The following is an 18,925-nucleotide window of genomic DNA, read 5'->3' on the forward strand; positions in this document are numbered from 1 at the left end:
TCGCGAGAAGCGCGGGCGCTGTGGCATGATTCGGCGTCAACCTGACTGGCCGCACTTCGCATGACTTCCGTGAAAGACGTTGCACAGCTGGCCGGCGTATCCCTGATGACGGTTTCGCGAGCGCTCAACACGCCGGAAAAACTGAGCCCCGAAACCCTCGAGCGGGTCCGTCGCGCCATCGATGAACTGCAATTCGTACCGAGCCTGTCGGCGCGCCGGATGCGCGGCGACAACCTGCAAGCACGCACCATCGGGGTGTTCGCACTGGACACCGCGACCACGCCGTTCGCCGTCGAGTTGCTGCTGTCCATCGAGCAGACCGCGCAGCAGGCGGGCTGGAATGTGTTCATCCTCAACCTGCTGAGCAACCCGCCCACCGACCAGAACATCGACCTGATGCTGTCGCACCGTCCCGATGGCTTGATCTTCAGCGCCATGGGCTTGCGCCAGGTGAGCATTCCCGAGCGACTCAAGCGCAAACCGCTGGTGCTCGCCAATTGCCTGGCCGATGACCACCAGTTGGTCAGCTATGTGCCGGATGATGAAGCCGGGCAATATCGCGCCGTGCATCATGCGTTGAGCCAAGGCTACCGGCGCCCGCTGTGCATCAATTTGCCCAGGAAAAGTGTGGCCTGGCGCCTGCGTCAGCAAGGCCTGCAACGCGCCTGCCAGGCCTTCGGGCTGGCGCCGGATGCACTCCTGCAATACGATCTTTCCGATCACGATGCCTACGGTGAAACCGCCGCGATTCTCGACCGGCATATCGTCGACGGCCGTCCGCAATTCGACATCCTGGTCTGCGGCAACGACCGCATCGCCTTTTGTGCCTATCAATGGCTGTTGGGCCGCGGTTTGAAAATTCCCGGCGATGTCGCGGTGCTCGGCTATGACAACATGATCGGCATCGCCGAACTGTTCATGCCGCCATTGACCACGGTGCAACTGCCTTACTACGAGATCGGTCGCCAGGCGGCCCGGCACCTGATCGAGACCCTTGAGGTATCGGGCCCTCAAACGGTGGATTGCCCGCTGGTGGTCAGGGCATCGCTATAAGGCCGTCGGCAACCTGTGGCCAGAGATGCACCTTTTTGCTTAAGTGAACAGCATCATGATCACTCCAATCCCTGTGGGAGCTGAGCTTGCTCGCGATAGCGGTGGGTCAGGCTGCATTGAAGTTGTATGTGCCGCCGTCATCGCGAGCAAGCTCGGCTCCCACATTGATCTCGGGTGCTTATGATTCGGTGTCCACGGCAGGCTGCTGCGCGGGTGCTGGCGGCAACGACGCGATGATCCGGGCGCGGCACACCTCGAGGATTTCATCGGCCAGGGCGGAATCGTCCGGGCAGGACCGCGACAACATGATCGCGCCGACGGCATGGGCCAACATGTCGAGCATCTTCGCCCTCACCTCTAGCTGCGGCGCCTCTTGCCCGGTGTCGTACTGGCTTTCGAGCGCCGCCAGCGTGTTTTCGATGCCGTTGGCAAAGGTCGCCTTCAGCTCGGGCGGTTGACGGGCAGCATCCCCGCACAGCGCCGCCATGGTGCAACCGCCGCCGGGGGCGTCACGGTGCTCCCTGGACACATAGACATTGACGAACTCAGGCACGCCGATACCCACATTGTTGGTCAGCGATTGCGCCAGGCCGTTCGCGGCCGCTTCGGCCATCAGGTCGGCCTTGGAACCGAAATGTTTGTAGAAACCGCCATGGGTGAACCCGGCGGCCGCCATCAGATCCGCCACACCCACGCCGTCAAAGCCTCGCTCACGAAACAGGACAGAGGCCGTCTCGACGATGTGCTCCCGATTGGCCTGGGCCTGGGCCTTGGTTACGCGCATTTTTCACTCCCTCGTGCTGCTCGAAATCATGCTCACATCATACATAGATGTCGAGCATAATCAAATTCGTTGACAATTTAGATTTCGGTCATCATCCTAATGAAAAGCCCCGCTCGCGTCGGCAAGCTGCCCACAACGCTTCTCCAAACATACGGAAACAAGACACCATGACCGACCAGAACCTGTTCACGCCCTACACGTTGGGTAATCTCACACTGTCCAATCGAGTGGTCCTGGCACCGCTGACACGTAACCGCGCGGGGCAAGGTTTTGTACCGAGCGAGTTCGCGGCCACTTACTACAGCCAACGTGCGTCCGCCGGCCTGCTGATCTCCGAGGCGTCACAGATTTCCCGGCAAGGCCAGGGCTATCAGGACACGCCTGGGATCTACACGCCGGCGCAGATCGACGGCTGGCGCAAAGTCACCGATGCCGTGCATACCAAAGGTGGGCGGATATTCCTGCAACTGTGGCATGTCGGCCGGGTTTCCCACGTCGACCTGCAAGAAAACGGCGCCGCCCCAGTCGCCCCCTCCGCCTTGCGTCCGGCGACCAAGGTGTTCGTCAACAACCGTTTCGAGGACGTTTCCGAACCGCGAGCGTTGGACATCGATGAGTTACCGGGGATCGTCAACGATTTTCGCCAGGCGGCGGCGAACGCCATCGCGGCGGGATTTGATGGCGTAGAGATCCACGGCGCGAACGGTTATCTGCTGGACCAGTTCCTCAAGGACGGCGCCAACGTGCGCACCGATGCCTATGGCGGCTCGATTGAAAATCGTGCTCGCCTGCTGCTGGAAGTGACCGCAGCCGTCGTGGAAGAAATCGGGGCCGAACGCACCGGCCTGCGCCTCTCGCCCGTCTCGCCGGCCAATGGCGTGTCCAGCAGCGCGCCCCAGGCCCAGTTCGACTACCTGGTCGATCAGCTCAACGCCTTGGACATCGTTTATCTGCACGTGGTTGAAGGCGCGACAGGTGGGCCGCGCGACGTTGCCCCCTTCGACTTCGGCTCATTGCGCCAGCGCTTCAGGAACACCTACATCGCCAACAACGGCTACGACCTGGACCTGGCCACCGCGCGTCTCGTCGGAGACCAGGCTGACCTGATCGCTTTCGGCCGGCCGTTCATCGGCAACCCGGACTTGGTCGAGCGGCTCAAGACCGGCTCGCCATTGTCGGCCTTCAATCCCGCCACGCTCTACGGCGGCGGTGCGGCGGGCTACATCGACTACCCGACGCTCGCTGAATCCAGCGCGCGGTAATCCTGACCAGAACCCATCGGCGCACCTGGAAAACAGCGCGCTAACTTCCCCTGAAAAAGAGAATTACCCATGGACACTCGCACAACCGTTCTCATCACTGGCGCCTCCACCGGCATCGGCGCTGTCTATGCCCAGCGCTTTGCCCAACGCGGACATGACCTGATCCTGGTGGCCCGCGACAGCGCGCGCTTGGAAGCGCTGGCCGCCAAGCTGCGCAGCGAGCACAACGTTGCCGTCGACATTCTCCAGGCCGACCTCACCCAGATCAGCGACCTGACCACCGTCGAAGCTCGCCTACGGGACGACGCCAGCATCGGCATCCTAGTCAATAACGCCGGTGCCGCCCAGTCCGGCAGCTTCATCGAACAGTCGACCGACAGCGTCGCGCACCTCGTGTCGCTCAACACCACCGCGCTGGTCCGGCTGGCCAGCGCCATCGCCCCACGCCTGGTCCAGGCGGGTGACGGTGCGATCATCAACATCGGCTCTGTCGTGGGCCTGGCACCGGAGTTCGGCATGTCCGTCTACGGCGCGACCAAGGCGTTCGTGTTGTTTCTCTCCCAGGGCCTCAGCCTGGAACTCTCCCCGAAAGGCGTCTACGTTCAAGCTGTCCTGCCTGCGGCCACTCGCACCGAGATCTGGGAACGCGCGGGCATCGACATCAACACCTTGAACGAAATCATGGAAGTCGCTGACCTGGTCGATGCCGCGCTGGTCGGCTTCGATCGTCGCGAACCGGTCACCATCCCGCCCTTGCAGGAAGAGGCGCGCTGGGATGCCTTGCAGGCGGCGCGCCAAGGCCTGCTCGGGCAAATCAAGCAGTCCCAGGTCGCCGAGCGCTATCAAGACCTGGCGTGATCGACGTCAAGCGGGCGCCGGCGCGAAGGAACGCGCCGGATGCCTCGATGGCTGGCCAGCCTGCTGACCCTTATGAGAACCAAGCACCATGAAGGCATTTCTAATCGACCGCTACGGCAAGCACAGTGGCCGTATCGGCGAGGTACCGGCCCCTGAAGTGGCTGACCACGACGTTCTGGTCCGCGTCCACGCCGCCAGCGTCAACCTCCTGGATTCGAAGATCCGCAAAGGCGAATTCAAACTGATCTTGCCCTATCCGTTTCCGTTGGCCTTGGGGCATGACGTGGCCGGAGTCGTGGTGCGCGTGGGATCCCGTGTCCATCAGTTCAAGCCGGGCGATGAAGTCTATGCCCGCGCCCCGGATGGGCACATCGGCACCTTTGCCGAGCAAATTGCAGTGAACGAAAATGCCCTGGCCCTGAAACCGGCAAACCTCAACATGGAAGACGCCGCCGCCCTGCCCTTGGTCGCCCTGACGGCCTGGCAGGTATTGGTGGAAACCGCGGGATTGAAGAAAGGGCAAAAGGTCTTTATCCAAGCCGGTTCAGGGGGCGTCGGCACCCTCGCCATCCAGCTTGCCAAACACCTCGGTGCCTTCGTTGCGACCACCACCAGCACCACCAATGTGCCTTGGGTCAAAGCGCTGGGAGCTGACGTTGTCATCGATTACAAGCAGCAGGATTTCTTCAGCGTCCTGCAGGACTATGACGTCGTATTGAACAGCCTGGGCGCCGATGAACTGGAGAAGTCGCTGAAGATCCTCAAGCCCGGCGGCCAGCTCATTTCCATCTCCGGACCACCCTCCCCGCAGTTCGCCCAGGCCCAGGGATTTTCCTGGCCGCTGCGGCTGATCATGGGCCTGTTGAGCAGTGGCATCCGCCGCAAGGCCCGCCGAAAAGGTGTGAATTACGCCTTCGTGTTCATGCGCGCCAGTGGCGCTCAACTGCGCGAGATCAGCACGCTCGTCGAGTCAGGTAGCCTCAAGCCGGTGATTGACCGAGCCTTCCCTTTCGAGGCGACGGCCGATGCCTTGAGCTACGTCGAACAAGGACGCGCCAAGGGCAAGGTCGTCATCAATGTCCACTCAGGAATGGCCGATGAGTGAAACCCGTTTGCCCACGTTCATCACCACACCGCAATATGCGAATCCGCCCGGGGTTCGGTCCCACCGCACAGCACACCGCTGACTGGGTCGCGCAGGATGATCTGGCCGCGACCATAGTCGGTCAGGTCACTGGCGATCTGAACCTCATGCCCCCTGCGCGCCAGGGCATTGGCCAGGTCCCGTGAAGCCCCGTGCTCGATCCCGACCTTCATGTCGCCCAGCCATTGCCAGCGCGGAGCGTCGAGGGCCGCTTGCGGGTTCAGGCCGAAATCCACCAGGTTCATGACCATCTGCACATGTCCCTGGGGCTGCATGTAGCCGCCCATCACGCCGAAGGGGCCAAGGGCCTCGCCATCGCGGGTAAGGAATCCGGGAATGATGGTGTGGAAGGTCTTCTTGCCTGGGGCCAGGCAGTTGGCGTGGCTCGGGTCGAGGCTGAATTCCTGCCCACGGTTCTGCAAGGCGATGCCGCTGTCGGGCAGCACCACGCCGGAGCCGAACCCGTGGTAGTTGCTCTGGATGAACGAGACCATGTTGCCCTCGCCATCCGCGGTCGCCAGGTACACCGTGCCGCTGGCGTGGGGGTCGCCGGGCGCGGGCGGTTGGGCCTGCTCGCCAATCTGCCCTCTGCGATGGGCGCTGTAGTCATCGCTGAGCAGGTCAGTCACCGCCACGCGCATGTGCAGGGGGTCGGTGATGTAGTGCAGGCCGTCGCTGTAGGCCAATTTCATCGCTTCCAATTGACGATGCCAGGTCTGTTGGCTGTCGCGCTGATCAAAGTCGAAGCCTTCCAGAATCTTCAGGGCCATCAAGGCCACCAGGCCCTGCCCGCTCGGCGGGATTTCCCAGACATCCACGCCTCGGTAATTGACGTGTATAGGGTCGACCCACTGGGCGCGATAATCCTTGAGGTCCGAGGCGCGCAGGTAGCCGCCGCCGGCCCGGGAGTGAGCGTCCAGGCGCTCAGCCAAGGCACCGCGATAAAGGCTTTCGCAGGCGGTGTCGGCCAGCTCCTGGAGCGTGCGCGCCTGGGCCGGGTTGCGAAAGATCTCCCCGGCCCGTGGCGCCCGGCCGTCGAACAGGAACGTCTCGAACCAGGCGTCCAGCACGGCGTCCCGATGGGGTGCGAACTCGTTCACAGCGATCTGCCATTGATGGGCAACCACCGGCGACAGCGCAAAGCCGTCCCGGGCCAGGCTGATGGCCGGTTGCAGCAGCTCGGCGAAGGGCAGCTTGCCAAAGCGTCGGGACAGCTCGGCCCAGGCCGATGGGCAGCCCGGGACCGTCACGGGTGTCCAGCCATAGACCGGCATTTTTTCATGGCCAGCGGCCTTGACCGCCTCGATGCTCAAGGCCGCCGGCGCATGGCCGTTGCCGTTGAGGCCATGCAGTTGGCCCTTGCACCAGACCAGCGCGAAGGCGTCACCACCGATCCCGCAGCCCGTGGGCTCCACCACCGTCAGCGCCGCCGCCGTGGCGATGGCGGCGTCGATGGCGTTGCCGCCTTTTTGCATGATCTCGATGCCCGCCTGGGCCGCCAGGGGTTGGGACGCGGCGACCATGCCCCGACGGGCGAAAACGCTCTGGCGCTGCGACGGATAAGGGTACTCGTGGGCTGAAAATTTAAGCATGGCAAAAAACTCTTCAATACAGGAATTCGGTGGCCGGGGAATATCACAACACGCGGCTGAGAAACGCCCGGGTGCGCGGATGAGTCGGATGACAGAAAATCTGCTCCGGCGGCCCTTGCTCGATCAGCTCGCCCTGGTCGAGCACCACCACACGGTCCGCCACTTCCCGGGCAAAGCCCATTTCATGGGTCACCACGACCATGGTCATGCCCTCCTCGGCCAACTCCTTCATCACCTGCAGCACCTCGCCGACGGTTTCCGGGTCGAGGGCGCTGGTGGGTTCATCGAACAGCATGGCCTGGGGTTTCATGGCCAGGGCCCGGGCAATCGCCACCCGCTGTTGCTGGCCGCCGGAGAGCATCGATGGGTAGTGATCGGCCTTGTCCGCCAGGCCGACCCGCTCCAGCAACCCGCGAGCCTGTTCCAGCGCGGCGGCGCGAGTCACTCCAAGCACCTGGATCGGCGCCTCGATGATGTTTTCCAAGGCGGTCATGTGGGGAAACAGGTTGAAGCGCTGGAACACCATGCCGATGTCCCGCCGCTGCCGGGCGATGTTGCGCTCCGACTCGCGCACCAGGCTGCCATCGGCCCGTTCGCGATAGCCCATGGGCTGGCCATTGACGCGGATGCGTCCGCCCTGGATGTCTTCCAGCAGGTTGATGCAACGGATGAACGTGGTCTTGCCCGAGCCCGACGCACCGATCAGCACCACCACTTCGCCGCGCCGCACTTGCAACGAGATGCCCTTGAGAATCTGCAACTCGCCGAAGGACTTGTGAACGTCCAGCGCCTCGATGATCAACTCTTCGCTTTTATGCGCCATGGTCAACGTGCCCTCAGCAGGTTCAAAGTGCTGCGACCGAACATCCGCGTCGACGCCGGCGGTGGCGACGAAGGTCGGTCCGATTGACCGAAACGGGCCTCCAGCCAGCGCTGGAAAAAGCCCCACAACGTGGTCAGCAACAGGAAGTAGATCGCCACCACCAGGTACAACTCGAACACCCGGAACGTCGCCGAGGTGACCATTTGGGTACTGAGCAACAATTCCTGGACGCCGATCACGCTGACCAGCGTGGTGTTCTTGAGCATCACGTTGAACTCGTTGCCCAACGGCGGAACGATGACCCGGAACGCCTGGGGCAGGACAATGCGCCGCATCAGTTTGGCGAAGGTCATGCCCAGGGAACGTCCGGCCTCGTATTGACCCTTGTCCACCGCACCGATGCCGGCGCGGATGATCTCGGCCATGTAGGCGCCCTCGTTGAGCCCCAGGGCGATGATCGCCGCCTGGATATTGCCGGGAATCACCAGCCCAAACAGGTCGATGTCTTCGAAGCGGAAAATCCCGCCGGCAGCCAGCGCGGTGTAGAGAAAGACGATCTGCACCAGCAACGGCGTGCCGCGCATCAGCCACACGTAAAAGCGCACCGGCACATGCAGCAACGGGTTCTTCGACAACCGCAACAGCGCCGCCGCCAGCCCCAGCACGCAGCCCAGCAACATCGCCAGCACACTGATCAGGCAGGTCAGCCAGAGCCCGGTGAGGTACACCCCACTGGGCTGGAGCAGGTACTGCCAGAACACATCCCAATTGAAATTCATCGACGGTTCACCTTAATCAAGGGTGTCACTGGAGACATGCCATTTGCCGAGCAGTTGGCTGTAGCTGCCATCGCTGCGCATATCGCCGATCACCTGCTGCACGGCGGCGGTCAGTTGCGGATCGTCCTTGCGAATACCCAGGCCGGTGAGAATCCGGCTGAAGGCCGGCACGCCTTCCTCAAACAGGTCGGGGGCCATGGTGGCGTAGTAACCGGCGGTTTCCACGGTGGTGCCGTAGGCGTCGACCTGGCTGATGCGCAGGGCCTGGAAGGCATCGGTGTCGGAGTTGTAGACCACCAGTTTCATCGGCGGCTTGCCGGCCTTGGCCAGGGTTGCGTTCTCGGCGTCGAGCAAGGTCTTGATGGTGGAACCGTTGAGCACCGCGACCTTGTGTCCGGAGAGATCCGGCAGCGTCTTGAGGCCCTTGGGATTGCCCTTGGGCACCACCACCGCCTGGCTGGAATACATGTAGTTGACGATGTCGATCACCTCGCGGCGCTCGGGCTTGTCGAACAGCTGGTCGACGATCATGTCGCACTGTTGGGCCAACAGCGCCGGGAGCAATCCGGAAAACGGAATCACCCGCCACTCCACTTTTTTGTCACCCAGGCGCTTGGCGATTTCCAGCCCCAGGTCCACGGTCAATCCCTTGGGTTTCTGCGCCTCATCGAAGGACACCAGCGGCGGCGAATCCATGCCCGAGCAGTAGACGAGTTTATCGGCCTTGAGCAAACGCTCCGGGACAACGGGCGCGGCAACCGCCCATTGCGCACAGAAACCCAAGGATAAAGCGGCAACCAACAGGCGAGGCTTATGCATGACCAGACACTCCAGTTCATTAATGACGGGCAGTACTCAAAGTCAAAACACGGGGCAGGCTCTAAGTGACCCGCTCTCGTTATTTTTTCGATTGCAGGAACTCGATCAATTCAGGGACGGTGCCTTCGATGTGCGCCCGCACCACCGCCTCGGCCTTCTCGGCATCGCCCGCACGCAGGGCATCGAGGATCAGCATGTGCTCCTGGCGCGCGCTCAAGGGCTTTTCCACGTGCTGCAGCCAGAGGCGCATGGGCGCTTCGATCAGGGAATACAGCGCGCTGATCTGCTTGAGCAATCGCGGGCGACCGCTGAGGCTGCACAGGTATTCATGGAACGCGCGATGGCGGCCGACCCACTCGGCGCTTTCCTCGCGGTAATCGTCCATCTCGTCCAGCAAGCGCTCCAGGGCGGCCAACTGACGCTCACCAATCTTCGCCGTCGCGACACGCACCGCCAGGCCTTCGAGGGCGCTGCGCATTTCGAAGACTTCATGCAATTCATTGATGTCGAGGCCGCTGACCACCGCCCCGCGATTGGGCCGCAGCGTCACCAGGCCCTGGGCATCCAGACGGCGAAAGGCTTCGCGCACCGGCATGCGGCTCATGCCGATCTCGTTGGCGATGTCCTCGGCAATCAGCCGGTCGCCCTTGCGTAACCGACCGCCACAAATGGCATCGAGCAGGAAGTTGTAGGCCTCCTCCTCGGCCGTCATGGGCGGGCGTTCAGCGTACGTCGGAGCAAATTGCATGGCAGCACCTTCTGCATTTTTGTATCCAATTATCCATGGATTCATAAAAGCAGAATGCATGCCAACCACACGCGTTATCGTGCAAGGGTTTGATTTGAAGGAAGTTGCCGAGGAGAACGACTGCCCGTCGCTGGCCCAGGGTCGCACGGGTGTGCTACCAAACAGCTCAGCGGCTGCCTTTTATCGGTGCAGGAAGGCGCTTCGGTAACACCACAGGAGGCCACTCATCACGCCGGTGCCCTGGGCGTGTCCGAGGGTGACTCGCCAAACAGCGCCCGGTAATGGACGGCAAAATGGCTCAGGTGGAAAAACCCCATCGCCACCGCAATTTCACTGACGTTCAGCGCGGCCGCACGGGTCGTGATCAATCGGCGGCGCACCGCATTGAGCCGCAGGTTGCGCAGGTACTCCACCGGACGCATGCCGGTGACGGCCTGGAAACTGTTCTGCAGGGTCCTGCGGCTGACCCGCAATTGCTCGCACAAATCGAGGATGCTCAAGGGCACATCGGCGCTGGCCACCACCAGTTCCTGGCAACGCTTGACCAGGTAGGCACTGACGGCAAAATTGCCGCGCCGGCCGCGCACCTCGTCCGAGGCGTGGCTGAACAGGTCGAGGAAGGCGTTGAGCAACACGTCTTCGAGGATTTTCTCCGCGGCGGGATTGACCGCATCGGTCTGTTCCAAAAGGTGACGAAACAGTGGGTGGATCCGCTGTTGCACCCGGCGCAGCACCACCTCATCCACACTGACCTGGGACACGCTTTTCAAGCGCTTGAGCTGTTCGCCCGACAGTTCGTAGGCCGCGAGCTTGGCAAACCGCACCGTGTCGACGTTGGCCGCGAAGAAATGCGTGCCTTCCGGGGCGTGCAGGACAAAATCTTCGCCATCGCGCAACAGCACGACGCTGTGGGCGCCCACCTGGTGCCCCTGCACCACCGGCGCCCCCCCCAGGGACATGGCAATGCACAAGCGTCCTTTTGGCGCGCAACCGCGCTGCACGACGCGTTTATCCAGCACCTCCTGGAAAATCTGGAAACGCTCGGCGCACACCTGCCGCAGCTCGCTGGACAGGCAACCGCGCCCGAGCTGGTCATAGACTTGTTGCCAGCCCAGGATCGAACCGGCGTGTTGCTGAGGATCATTGAAGGTACGGACTTCGGCGAACATGATCATTGTTCCTCGGTGGCGCTGTGCTTACCTGATGCTGATATCCAAAGAAGTCGATAAACCTGTGGCGAGGGAGCTTGCTCCCGCTTGACCGGGCTGGCGCTCCAGGGCGAAGCGCTCACAAAACAGGTCTGCTGCGCAGCCCAGCGGGAGCAAGCTCCCACGCCACGGACTGGTGAACCGTTCTTATTGCCGGAAAACCAAAGCCAGTTCCATGCCAAGCATGTGCAACCGGTACTCGGCAGCCTTGATGTCCAGAGGCGCCAATAAAGCCCCGGACAGCACCACCTGCCCCGCTTCAACGCACTGCCCGTCGGCCAACAAGCGCCGGACCAGCCAGCACAGGTTGGCCTGGGGCGTGTCCTCCCGCGCCTGGGCATTGCCCTCGCCACCGGACACCCCGTCACATTCCAGGCGATAGTTCACGTGGGGCAGTTGCCCCGGATGAAACCTGACCCGCGACCCCAGGCAATACAGCGCCGCGGCAGCATTGTCGGCCAGAAACGCGCCGACGCCGAAACGCCAGCCCTGCCAACGACAGTCGGCGATCTCGAACGCCGGCGCGACCTCGGAAATGGCGGCGAGAATGTCCTCGTCGCTATAGAAACCGGGCACCAGCGTGCGCCCCAGGACAAACGCCAGCTCGATTTCCAACTTCGGCTGGATCAGCCGTGCGAGGGACACCGTCTGTCCAGGTTCCACGACCATGGCATCGGTCAGCGCCCCCAATACCGGCTCATCGATACCGAAACGATCCTGGGCGGCGCGGCCGGCGAAGGCCACTTTCCATCCGCTCAGCCGCTCACCGCCGGCCTGGCGCCGACGCAGTGCCTCGCGCTGCAAGGTGTAGCCCGTCGGCAAATCGACGGCCTCGGGTTCCAACGAAGGCAAGGCGTGTATGGCCTGCCCGGCATCGTGAAGCCGGACCAGCAGATCCTCTTCGCGCCTCATGACAGTTGCTCCGCCAGTTTGTGCAACACGCCTTCGAGTCGCTCGGGGGTGGTGATCGCCGCAACGAACCGATCCGGCCGCACCACCACGACGCAATCTCGCACCTTGGCAAACCATTCCCCCAGGCGGTTATCGACGTCTTCGACGCAAATGGCACCGCTGGCAGACAAGGGTTGATTGCGCCCCACGCCACTGCGCGAGCGATTGATTTGGATGAAACGCGTGTCCCAACGCGCCCAATAAGCAGCAGTCTGCTCGCTGAGTTGTTCGCTCGGATTGACCCGATACCCCAGCACCGCATACGAATGCCCCAGTACCTCGTCCAGGCGCCGACGCTGACCCTGGGCATCTTCGATGGACGGTTGGATGAACAACTGTCCAACCAGATCATCCTCATGCAACTCGGCACGCTCGTGATACACCAGGCCTTTGGTGATGGTCGCCTTGGGTTTGAATTTGAATTCCAGCAAATGCGAACGCAGGTTGTCGACGCTGTTGACGGCCTGGAACAACCAGTCCCGCACCCCGGCCATCAACGGGTTGGTCAGCCCCAGGACCGCGCCCATGTTGTCGGCCAACGCGATGAGATCGGTCGCGTGCCCGCGGCGCTCCTGGTCGTAACTGGCCAGAATCGCCGGCGCCGCCCGCCCCTGGAGAATCGCGGCGAGCTTCCAGCTGACGTTGGCGACATCACGCAGGCCTGAGTTGAGCCCCTGCCCGGCCCAGGGCGGGGAAATATGCGCCGCATCCCCCACCAATGCCACACGGCCCTGGACAAAGCGCGCCGCGACCCGGGAGTTATGGGTGTAGGCGCGGATCCGGATGATTTCAAGTTGATCGACCGCCTCGCCAATATGCCCGCGGATCAAGTCCCGAATCGTCGCCTCTTCGCACATTCTGCCCTCGTCTTCGCCCTCCAGGAGCATGAACTCCCAGCGCCGTTGCTGATACGGCAGGTAGATGCAGACAAACGGCCGCTGAGGGTCGGCATGCAAGGCCGTATAGGGTGCATCGAGGCTGTCGTTGGCCGTGTCGATCACCACCCATTTGCGTGGATGGGTCAGCCCCAGCAGTTCGATGCCGAGTTTCTTGCGCACGCTGGAACGTCCGCCATCGGCGCCGATCACGTACTGCGCCTGCAACTGATACAGCTCCCCTTGGGCATCGCGCACCTGCAAGGTCACGCCCTCGGCGTCCTGCTCCAGATCGAGCATTTCATGGCCCTGGCGCAACTCGATACTGGCGTGTTTGCCCAACTGCTCGCGCAGCGTCGTTTCCAGCAACTGTTGCATGAAGATGTTGCGCATGGGCCAGCCATAGTTCGCCGTGCTCGGCTTGACCTCGGCAAAACACACGCCCCGCGCATTGTAGTAACGCAGGGGCACGTTGCAGATCATGTCGCGCGCGGCCAGTTCAGCGATGCCGATGCCCTGCAACACCCGCAGCGCCTCGTCATCCATGCCCACCGCGCGGGGATACGGCAGGACGCCGTCAGCCAATTCAAGGACGATGCAGTCGATACCGTACAGCCCCATGTAATGAGCGGCCGTGATCCCGTTCGGGCCGCCGCCCACGATGACAACCTGGGTTTTCTCCTGCTTCATCGCTATTCACCGCTTTGTTGTTGTGGTTTTAGGCATTGGTCGTGCAAGTAGTCCATGACGACAAGGTTGAACATTGCGCTCTGGTCATCATGAACGTAATGGCTGGCGTCGGCGATTTCCTCTGTGCTCACCCACTTGTTGGCCTGCTTTATCGACTCGAGGGTCGCCAGGGGCAGGAAGTCGGAACGGGCGCCACGAATGAACAGCGTCGGGCAATCCAGCGCCCGTACCGCCGGCCACAGATCGGTCGGGGTGATGCTCAGGCGCGCCTGGGCAATACCTTGCTGGTCGTGACGCCATTCGATTCCAGCCAGGGTTTCCTTCATCGAATACATCAGCCTGGAGGCCAGTCCCTCCTCAGAGAGACCAGGTCGCGCTTGCAGCCAGAACTGGGCGGCGCTCTCCCAGTCAGGAAACAACAGCGGTGTCTGGCTCATCTCGCGCCGAATCCGCTCGGCGCCGTCACCGCTGACCGAAGAACCCGGGCCGATGTCCTCGATCACCAGTGCTTGCAGTCGTCCCGGATGGAGCCGCGCATACTCCAGTGCATTGGTGCCGCCCAGAGAATGCCCCACCAGGACGAAACGCTGCAGCCCCAGGTGCGCCACCAGGTCTTCAAGATCGTTGACATAGACCTCGGTCCGGTAACTGGAGGCATCCGCCCAGTCACTGTAGCCGCGACCGCGCTGGTCAAGGGCATAGCAGCAGTACCGCTCGCCCAATGCATTGGCCAGGCCATCCCAGGTCTGGGCATAGGAGCGCAGCCCATGGAGCAGCAGCACGGGAATGCCTGACGCATCGCCCCATGACAGATAGTGCAGGCGCATCCCCGAACGATTGGTGAAAAACTGGCTGTTTGCAGACATTCGTTGGCTTCCCACGATCAGCGCCCCTCAATACAGGCCGTCATTGCCCTTGACGTCAGCCGCCTGCAGACCACCCAGGCGCGCATGCAAACGCCCGCGCGTGGCGAAGGCCCAGATAATGATCAACTCATCGGCCGCCGGACCATCGCCAAACGACAGGGAAATGCTGTCGTAGTGCGAACGGACATACAGCGCGTCCTTGTGGGCCAGCGGCACGTCGATGGTCACGCCAGGCCCGCCACGCTTGCCGGTGGAGGGCACCCAGGACTTGCCGCCGCCCAGCGCGACACGGATCGGATCCGCCGCCGGGTTGGTCAGCAACGCATTGCCGTGCTCGTACTCGCCCTGGCTGCCTACCAGGCAGGCCTTGCCATAACTGACGATCTCACGCTGGCCCGCCAGGACCCGAATGCGCCGACCAAACTCCTGGCCCAGCAAGGGCGACGGTTCTATCAACTCCGCCAGGCTTTCACTGAAACGGCCGGCGTAAGGGTTGGCGATCACCGCGCCAATGGCGTACTTGAACAACGGCTCGCCATCGGCCAACTGGCCGGTTTCGTTGGCCAGGGTTTCCTCGACGAAGCTGTACCATTTGCGGATGTGATAACTGGCGAAATTCGCGGTTTTCATAAGAGCAGTCTCATTCAAAGTGGGTCGAGATCGAAATGCCGGCTGGGGGCCCCAGCGGCCTTGAAGCGGGCCTTGCCCCGCGCGTCGTCGTGTTCGGACTCGAGGAAAAATTCCATGCGATTGCCATCGGGGTCGTTGAAATACACGCCGTTGCCGATCTCGTGGTCGGTGATCTTCACCACCTCGACGCCCTTGTTCAGCAACATGCCGTAGAGCTTGCGCAGGGTGGTCATGTCGCCCGCGATCTCCAGCCCGTAGTGCTGCAATCCCAGGCCGCCCTGGTGGGCCCCGGGTTCCGCGCGGAGCAACGCGATGTCGTGATGCTTGGCACCAAACGCCATCATGATCCAGCTTTCCCCCCGGGCGCTTTCATGCATGCCCAGCACGTCGGCGTACCAGCGTGCCGACACTTCCGGGTCGCGCACGAACAACGACAGGTGAGTACGAACGACTTCGACTTTCATCGCACGGTCCCTCAGTTTTTCTTGATGATGGATTGATGCCCGGACTTGATTTGCGCCACGGCGGGCGTCCAGAGCACATCAGCGATTTCACTGAACTCACGCCACTGCTTCTGCCAGCCGTCACCGCCATTCTCGGAGGTGAACAGGTGCCCGTACTTGGTACCGGCGACGATCTGGCGAGGGTCGGCAGGGTTCAAGGCAATCGCCCAGACACAGGAGTTGGGTTGTTGTGGCAGTGGCAGCACTTCCCAACTGACGGCGGCATCCCGGGAGACCAGCACCTTGCTGGTGGTGCCTGGGGTGCCGTCGGAGATGCTCAGGTACAGCGTATCCTCGCTGCCCAACGCCGCATTCATGGCGCGCACGTAGTACAGGCCGAAGGTCTCCCGGGCGACGATGCCGGTCCAGGTCTGCCCTTCGTCGAGGCTGCGGTACACAGCGTTGACGCACACCACGACGATGACCTTTTGCCCGTGATTGGGCAGGACCACGATGTTGTGCACGTCCGAGTTGTAGTCCCACAGCAAGCGATCATCGACGCGGGTCCAGCTGTCGCCACCGTCGCGGCTGTGGAACAGCCCGCCCTCTTCCAGGCCGAACCAGAGCTGGTTGCGATCTGTCGGGTCGTAGGCGAAGGCCAGCAAGCGTGGACGACTGACGCCGTCGCAGAATTCCGGGATTTCCACCGGGGCACGGTCCCAGCTCTGGCCACCGTCGAGGGTGCGCCACAGCACGGCGCGCGACGGCGCGCCGGTGCCAACGAAAATCCGCTGGGCATCCTGGGGATCCACCGCGACCTTCCAGACTGTCTGCCCATTGAACGGCGAATCCACCCGCTGCCAGTGGCCGCCAGTGTCAAGGCTGACGCACAGGCCGACATCGGTGCCGGCGTAGACCACCTCGGGCGTGCCCGGATGAAAACTCAGGGACCGGGTGATCGCATCGAATTCCAGGTCCTGGCCCAGGCCCAGGCGATGCCAGGTGCGACCATCGTCGGCGCTGCGGATCACCGCTTGCCCGACGGTGGCGACCAAAAGGGTTCCGTTACTCATCACTGCTGCTCCTCAAATGAAGATGCCACGGGTCAAGCCGCCGTCGATGCCAATGGATTCCCCGGTCACCGCACCGGCCTTGGGGGACGCGAGGAAACCGATCAGCCAGCCCATTTCGATGGGGGCCAGGGTGCGTCGGATCGGCGTCGCGTCGATGTAGCCCTGCTCCACCTGCTCGGGCGTCTTGCCCTGCTTGACTCCTTCGCGCTCGTACAGCTCCTGGATGTGCGGGGTGTCGACCACGCCGGGGTGGATCAGGTTGACCGTGATGCCGGACGGGCCGAGTTGGTCGGAGAGGGTCTTGGTCATGTGGGCGATGGCCAGGTTGCGCATGCCCGAGAGGACCTTGCTGCCACGCCCGGTCAGGCCACCGATGTTGATGATGCGACCGAAACCGCCGGCCTTCATGTGCGGCGTCACCGCCTTGGCGCAACGGAAATAGCCGATCACCTTGGTGTTGAGGTCCGAGAGCAATTCATCGTCGCCGGCATGTTCGATGTCGTTGCGCACCACGCCGGACGGGGCCGCCGCGCCGTTGACCAGGATATCGATGCGGCCAAAGTGCTTGTGGGCCGCTTCGACCATGTCGGACACCGCCGACATCTGGTTGGTGTCACAGAACAGCGGCAGCACCTCGTTGCCGGTCTCTGCGCTGATTTCCTCGGCGGCCTGCTGGAGATATTCCATGCGCCGCGCGCAGATCACCACCTTGCAACCTTCCTGGGACAGAAAGCGCGCGACTTCCTTGCCGATACCCATACCACCGCCGGTGACGATCGCCACGCGGCCTTGCAATTCCAGATCCATAGCAGTTCCTCTTGTGATTATTCGGCTCAGGCCAGATCGACGAAGACACTTTTGGTTTCGGTGTAGGCATCGATCACGTTCTTACTCATTTCCCGACCCCAGCCGGATTGCTTGTAGCCACCAAAAGGCGAGGCCGGGTCGACGACGTTCCAGCAGTTGATCCACACCGAGCCGGCCTTCAACTGCGCCGCCACGCGGTGGGCGGAGCGCAAGTCACGGGTCCACAGTCCGGCCGCCAGGCCATAAGGCGAGTCGTTGGCACGCAGCACCAGCTCGTCGATTTCGGTCCAGCTCATGACGGTCAGCACCGGGCCGAAGATTTCTTCCCGGGCGACACAGGCGCGCTCGGCGCGGTCGAGAAACACGCTGGGGCGGATGAAGTGGCCGCGCTCCAAATGGTCGGGGCGATCACCGCCGCAGATCAGTTCGGCGCCCTCTTCCTGGCCCCGCTGCAGGTAGCCACGCACCGTGCCCAATTGCCGGGCCGAGACCAGCGGGCCCATGCTGTTGGCCGGATCCAGTCCTGGCCCCAACACATGGGCGGCGGCGTGGCGCTGGAGTTCTTCGAGCACCTGGTCGAGGACGCTGGCGTGCACGTACAGACGCGAACCGGCGGTGCAGACCTGGCCCTGGTTGTAGAAAATCCCATCGGCGGCGCCTTTGGCGGCCCGGACGATGTCGGCGTCCGGCAGGATGATGTTGGGGGACTTGCCACCCAGCTCCAACGAGACCTTCTTCATGTTGCCGGTGGCCGCCTGGGCGATCAGCCGGCCCACTTGGGTCGAACCGGTGAAGGCGATCTTGTCCACGTCCGGGTGCTGGGCCAGCGGTGCGCCAGTGCGCGCGCCGAGGCCGGTGAGCAGGTTGACCACCCCGGCCGGGAAACCGGCGGCCTCGATCAATTGCACCAGGCGAATGGCAACCAGGGGCGTCTGTTCGGCGGGCTTGAGCACCGCGACACAACCGGTCGCCAGCACCGGACCGAGCTTCCACACGCACATGGTCAGCGGGAAATTCCACGGCACGATCAACGCGCAGACGCCCACCGGCTCGCGCAAGGTGTAGTTGAGCATCGGTGCGCCACTGGCGGGCGACACCGGCAGCGTGCTGCCTTCGATCTTGGTCGGCCAACCGGCGAAGTAACGAATGATATTCGCGGCGCTGGCCGCTTCACCCCGGGCCGCGCCGATCGGCTTGCCGTTTTCCAGGGTGATCAGTTGCGCCAGCTCTTCGCGATGCTGGTCGAGCAGTTCCGCCAGGCGAAACAACAGCAAGCCGCGCTGGGCCGGCGACTGCTGCGCCCAAGCTCCGGTGAAGGCCGCACGGGCGGCAGCGACGGCGGCATCCACGTCGCGTTCGCCGCCTTCGGCGACTTCCGCCAGGGTGTGTTCAGTGGCCGGGTTTTCCACGGCAAACCGGCGACCATCGGCGGCGTCCTGCCAGGTGCCGCCGATAAACAGGCGCCCGGGTAACGACAGGAACTTCTCGACCGCGGGTAACAATTGAATCTGGTTCATATC

The 18,925-nt window shown here is 62.9% G+C and carries 19 protein-coding genes; 4 read left to right on the forward strand and 15 right to left on the reverse strand.

Features of this window, described 5'->3' with window-relative positions; genetic code table 11:
• The first annotated feature begins 60 nt into the window (after window positions 1-60).
• Window positions 61-1,053 (forward strand): LacI family DNA-binding transcriptional regulator, encoded by a 993-nt coding sequence (locus ACIPQ1_RS11970; protein WP_446534161.1) that lies wholly within the window; start codon window positions 61-63, stop codon window positions 1,051-1,053.
• 178 nt (window positions 1,054-1,231) lie between these two features.
• On the opposite strand, the gene ACIPQ1_RS11975 is transcribed toward ACIPQ1_RS11970, so the two are convergent.
• On the reverse strand, window positions 1,232-1,837 hold the full coding sequence (locus ACIPQ1_RS11975; RefSeq protein WP_250964376.1) for a TetR/AcrR family transcriptional regulator: 606 nt from the start codon (window positions 1,835-1,837) through the stop codon (window positions 1,232-1,234).
• A 167-nt stretch (window positions 1,838-2,004) separates the two neighbouring features.
• Between ACIPQ1_RS11975 and ACIPQ1_RS11980 the strand changes: the two genes are divergently transcribed.
• From ACIPQ1_RS11980 to ACIPQ1_RS11990, 3 genes are all read left to right on the forward strand, one after another.
• The gene (locus ACIPQ1_RS11980; protein ID WP_446534162.1) at window positions 2,005-3,099 is read left to right on the forward strand and encodes an alkene reductase; all 1,095 of its coding nucleotides are present in this window, start codon (window positions 2,005-2,007) and stop codon (window positions 3,097-3,099) included.
• Window positions 3,100-3,168: 69 nt separating this feature from the next.
• Window positions 3,169-3,957 (forward strand): SDR family NAD(P)-dependent oxidoreductase, encoded by a 789-nt coding sequence (locus ACIPQ1_RS11985; RefSeq protein ID WP_250964378.1) that lies wholly within the window; start codon window positions 3,169-3,171, stop codon window positions 3,955-3,957.
• A gap of 88 nt (window positions 3,958-4,045) precedes the next feature.
• A complete protein-coding gene (locus ACIPQ1_RS11990; RefSeq protein WP_446534163.1) occupies window positions 4,046-5,062 on the forward strand; it encodes an NADP-dependent oxidoreductase in 1,017 nt (338 codons plus the stop codon).
• 20 nt (window positions 5,063-5,082) lie between these two features.
• On the opposite strand, the gene ACIPQ1_RS11995 is transcribed toward ACIPQ1_RS11990, so the two are convergent.
• The 14 genes from ACIPQ1_RS11995 to ACIPQ1_RS12060 all read right to left on the reverse strand — a co-directional run bounded on the left by ACIPQ1_RS11995 (window position 5,083) and on the right by ACIPQ1_RS12060 (window position 18,922).
• Window positions 5,083-6,693, reverse strand: coding sequence for a gamma-glutamyltransferase family protein (locus ACIPQ1_RS11995; RefSeq protein ID WP_446534164.1), 1,611 nt, complete (start codon window positions 6,691-6,693; stop codon window positions 5,083-5,085).
• A gap of 43 nt (window positions 6,694-6,736) precedes the next feature.
• The gene (locus ACIPQ1_RS12000; RefSeq protein WP_446534165.1) at window positions 6,737-7,516 is read right to left on the reverse strand and encodes an amino acid ABC transporter ATP-binding protein; all 780 of its coding nucleotides are present in this window, start codon (window positions 7,514-7,516) and stop codon (window positions 6,737-6,739) included.
• Between the two features lie 2 nt (window positions 7,517-7,518).
• A complete protein-coding gene (locus ACIPQ1_RS12005; protein WP_446534166.1) occupies window positions 7,519-8,295 on the reverse strand; it encodes an amino acid ABC transporter permease in 777 nt (258 codons plus the stop codon).
• 12 nt (window positions 8,296-8,307) lie between these two features.
• On the reverse strand, window positions 8,308-9,114 hold the full coding sequence (locus tag ACIPQ1_RS12010; protein WP_207962209.1) for an ABC transporter substrate-binding protein: 807 nt from the start codon (window positions 9,112-9,114) through the stop codon (window positions 8,308-8,310).
• A gap of 79 nt (window positions 9,115-9,193) precedes the next feature.
• Complete coding sequence (locus ACIPQ1_RS12015) at window positions 9,194-9,862, reverse strand: GntR family transcriptional regulator (RefSeq protein ID WP_446534167.1); 669 nt, start codon at window positions 9,860-9,862, stop codon at window positions 9,194-9,196.
• Window positions 9,863-10,089: 227 nt separating this feature from the next.
• Entirely contained in the window at window positions 10,090-11,031 is a 942-nt protein-coding gene (locus tag ACIPQ1_RS12020; protein ID WP_250964385.1) for a helix-turn-helix domain-containing protein, read from the reverse strand.
• A gap of 186 nt (window positions 11,032-11,217) precedes the next feature.
• A complete protein-coding gene (locus ACIPQ1_RS12025) occupies window positions 11,218-11,982 on the reverse strand; it encodes a 2-keto-4-pentenoate hydratase (RefSeq protein WP_446534168.1) in 765 nt (254 codons plus the stop codon).
• Window positions 11,979-13,586: a bifunctional 3-(3-hydroxy-phenyl)propionate/3-hydroxycinnamic acid hydroxylase gene (locus ACIPQ1_RS12030; protein WP_446534169.1), complete on the reverse strand. Its 1,608-nt coding sequence runs from the start codon at window positions 13,584-13,586 to the stop codon at window positions 11,979-11,981. The genes ACIPQ1_RS12025 and ACIPQ1_RS12030 overlap by 4 nt, the downstream gene beginning before the upstream one ends.
• Window positions 13,587-13,588: 2 nt before the next feature.
• Entirely contained in the window at window positions 13,589-14,452 is an 864-nt protein-coding gene (locus tag ACIPQ1_RS12035; protein ID WP_446534170.1) for an alpha/beta fold hydrolase, read from the reverse strand.
• A 27-nt stretch (window positions 14,453-14,479) separates the two neighbouring features.
• Complete coding sequence (locus tag ACIPQ1_RS12040; RefSeq protein ID WP_186705872.1) at window positions 14,480-15,082, reverse strand: amino acid synthesis family protein; 603 nt, start codon at window positions 15,080-15,082, stop codon at window positions 14,480-14,482.
• A gap of 14 nt (window positions 15,083-15,096) precedes the next feature.
• Window positions 15,097-15,546 (reverse strand): VOC family protein, encoded by a 450-nt coding sequence (locus tag ACIPQ1_RS12045; protein ID WP_446534171.1) that lies wholly within the window; start codon window positions 15,544-15,546, stop codon window positions 15,097-15,099.
• Window positions 15,547-15,557: 11 nt separating this feature from the next.
• Window positions 15,558-16,598 carry a VPS10 domain-containing protein gene (locus ACIPQ1_RS12050; RefSeq protein WP_250964390.1) on the reverse strand — a complete coding sequence of 347 codons (1,041 nt, stop codon included), beginning with the start codon at window positions 16,596-16,598 and terminating at the stop codon, window positions 15,558-15,560.
• Between the two features lie 12 nt (window positions 16,599-16,610).
• Window positions 16,611-17,405 (reverse strand): SDR family NAD(P)-dependent oxidoreductase, encoded by a 795-nt coding sequence (locus ACIPQ1_RS12055; protein ID WP_186705869.1) that lies wholly within the window; start codon window positions 17,403-17,405, stop codon window positions 16,611-16,613.
• 26 nt (window positions 17,406-17,431) lie between these two features.
• Window positions 17,432-18,922, reverse strand: a complete 1,491-nt coding sequence (locus tag ACIPQ1_RS12060; protein ID WP_250964391.1) for an aldehyde dehydrogenase family protein — start codon at window positions 18,920-18,922, stop codon at window positions 17,432-17,434.
• Window positions 18,923-18,925 lie beyond the last annotated feature (3 nt).

It is taken from the genome of Pseudomonas sp. LARHCG127 (genome assembly GCF_052871455.1).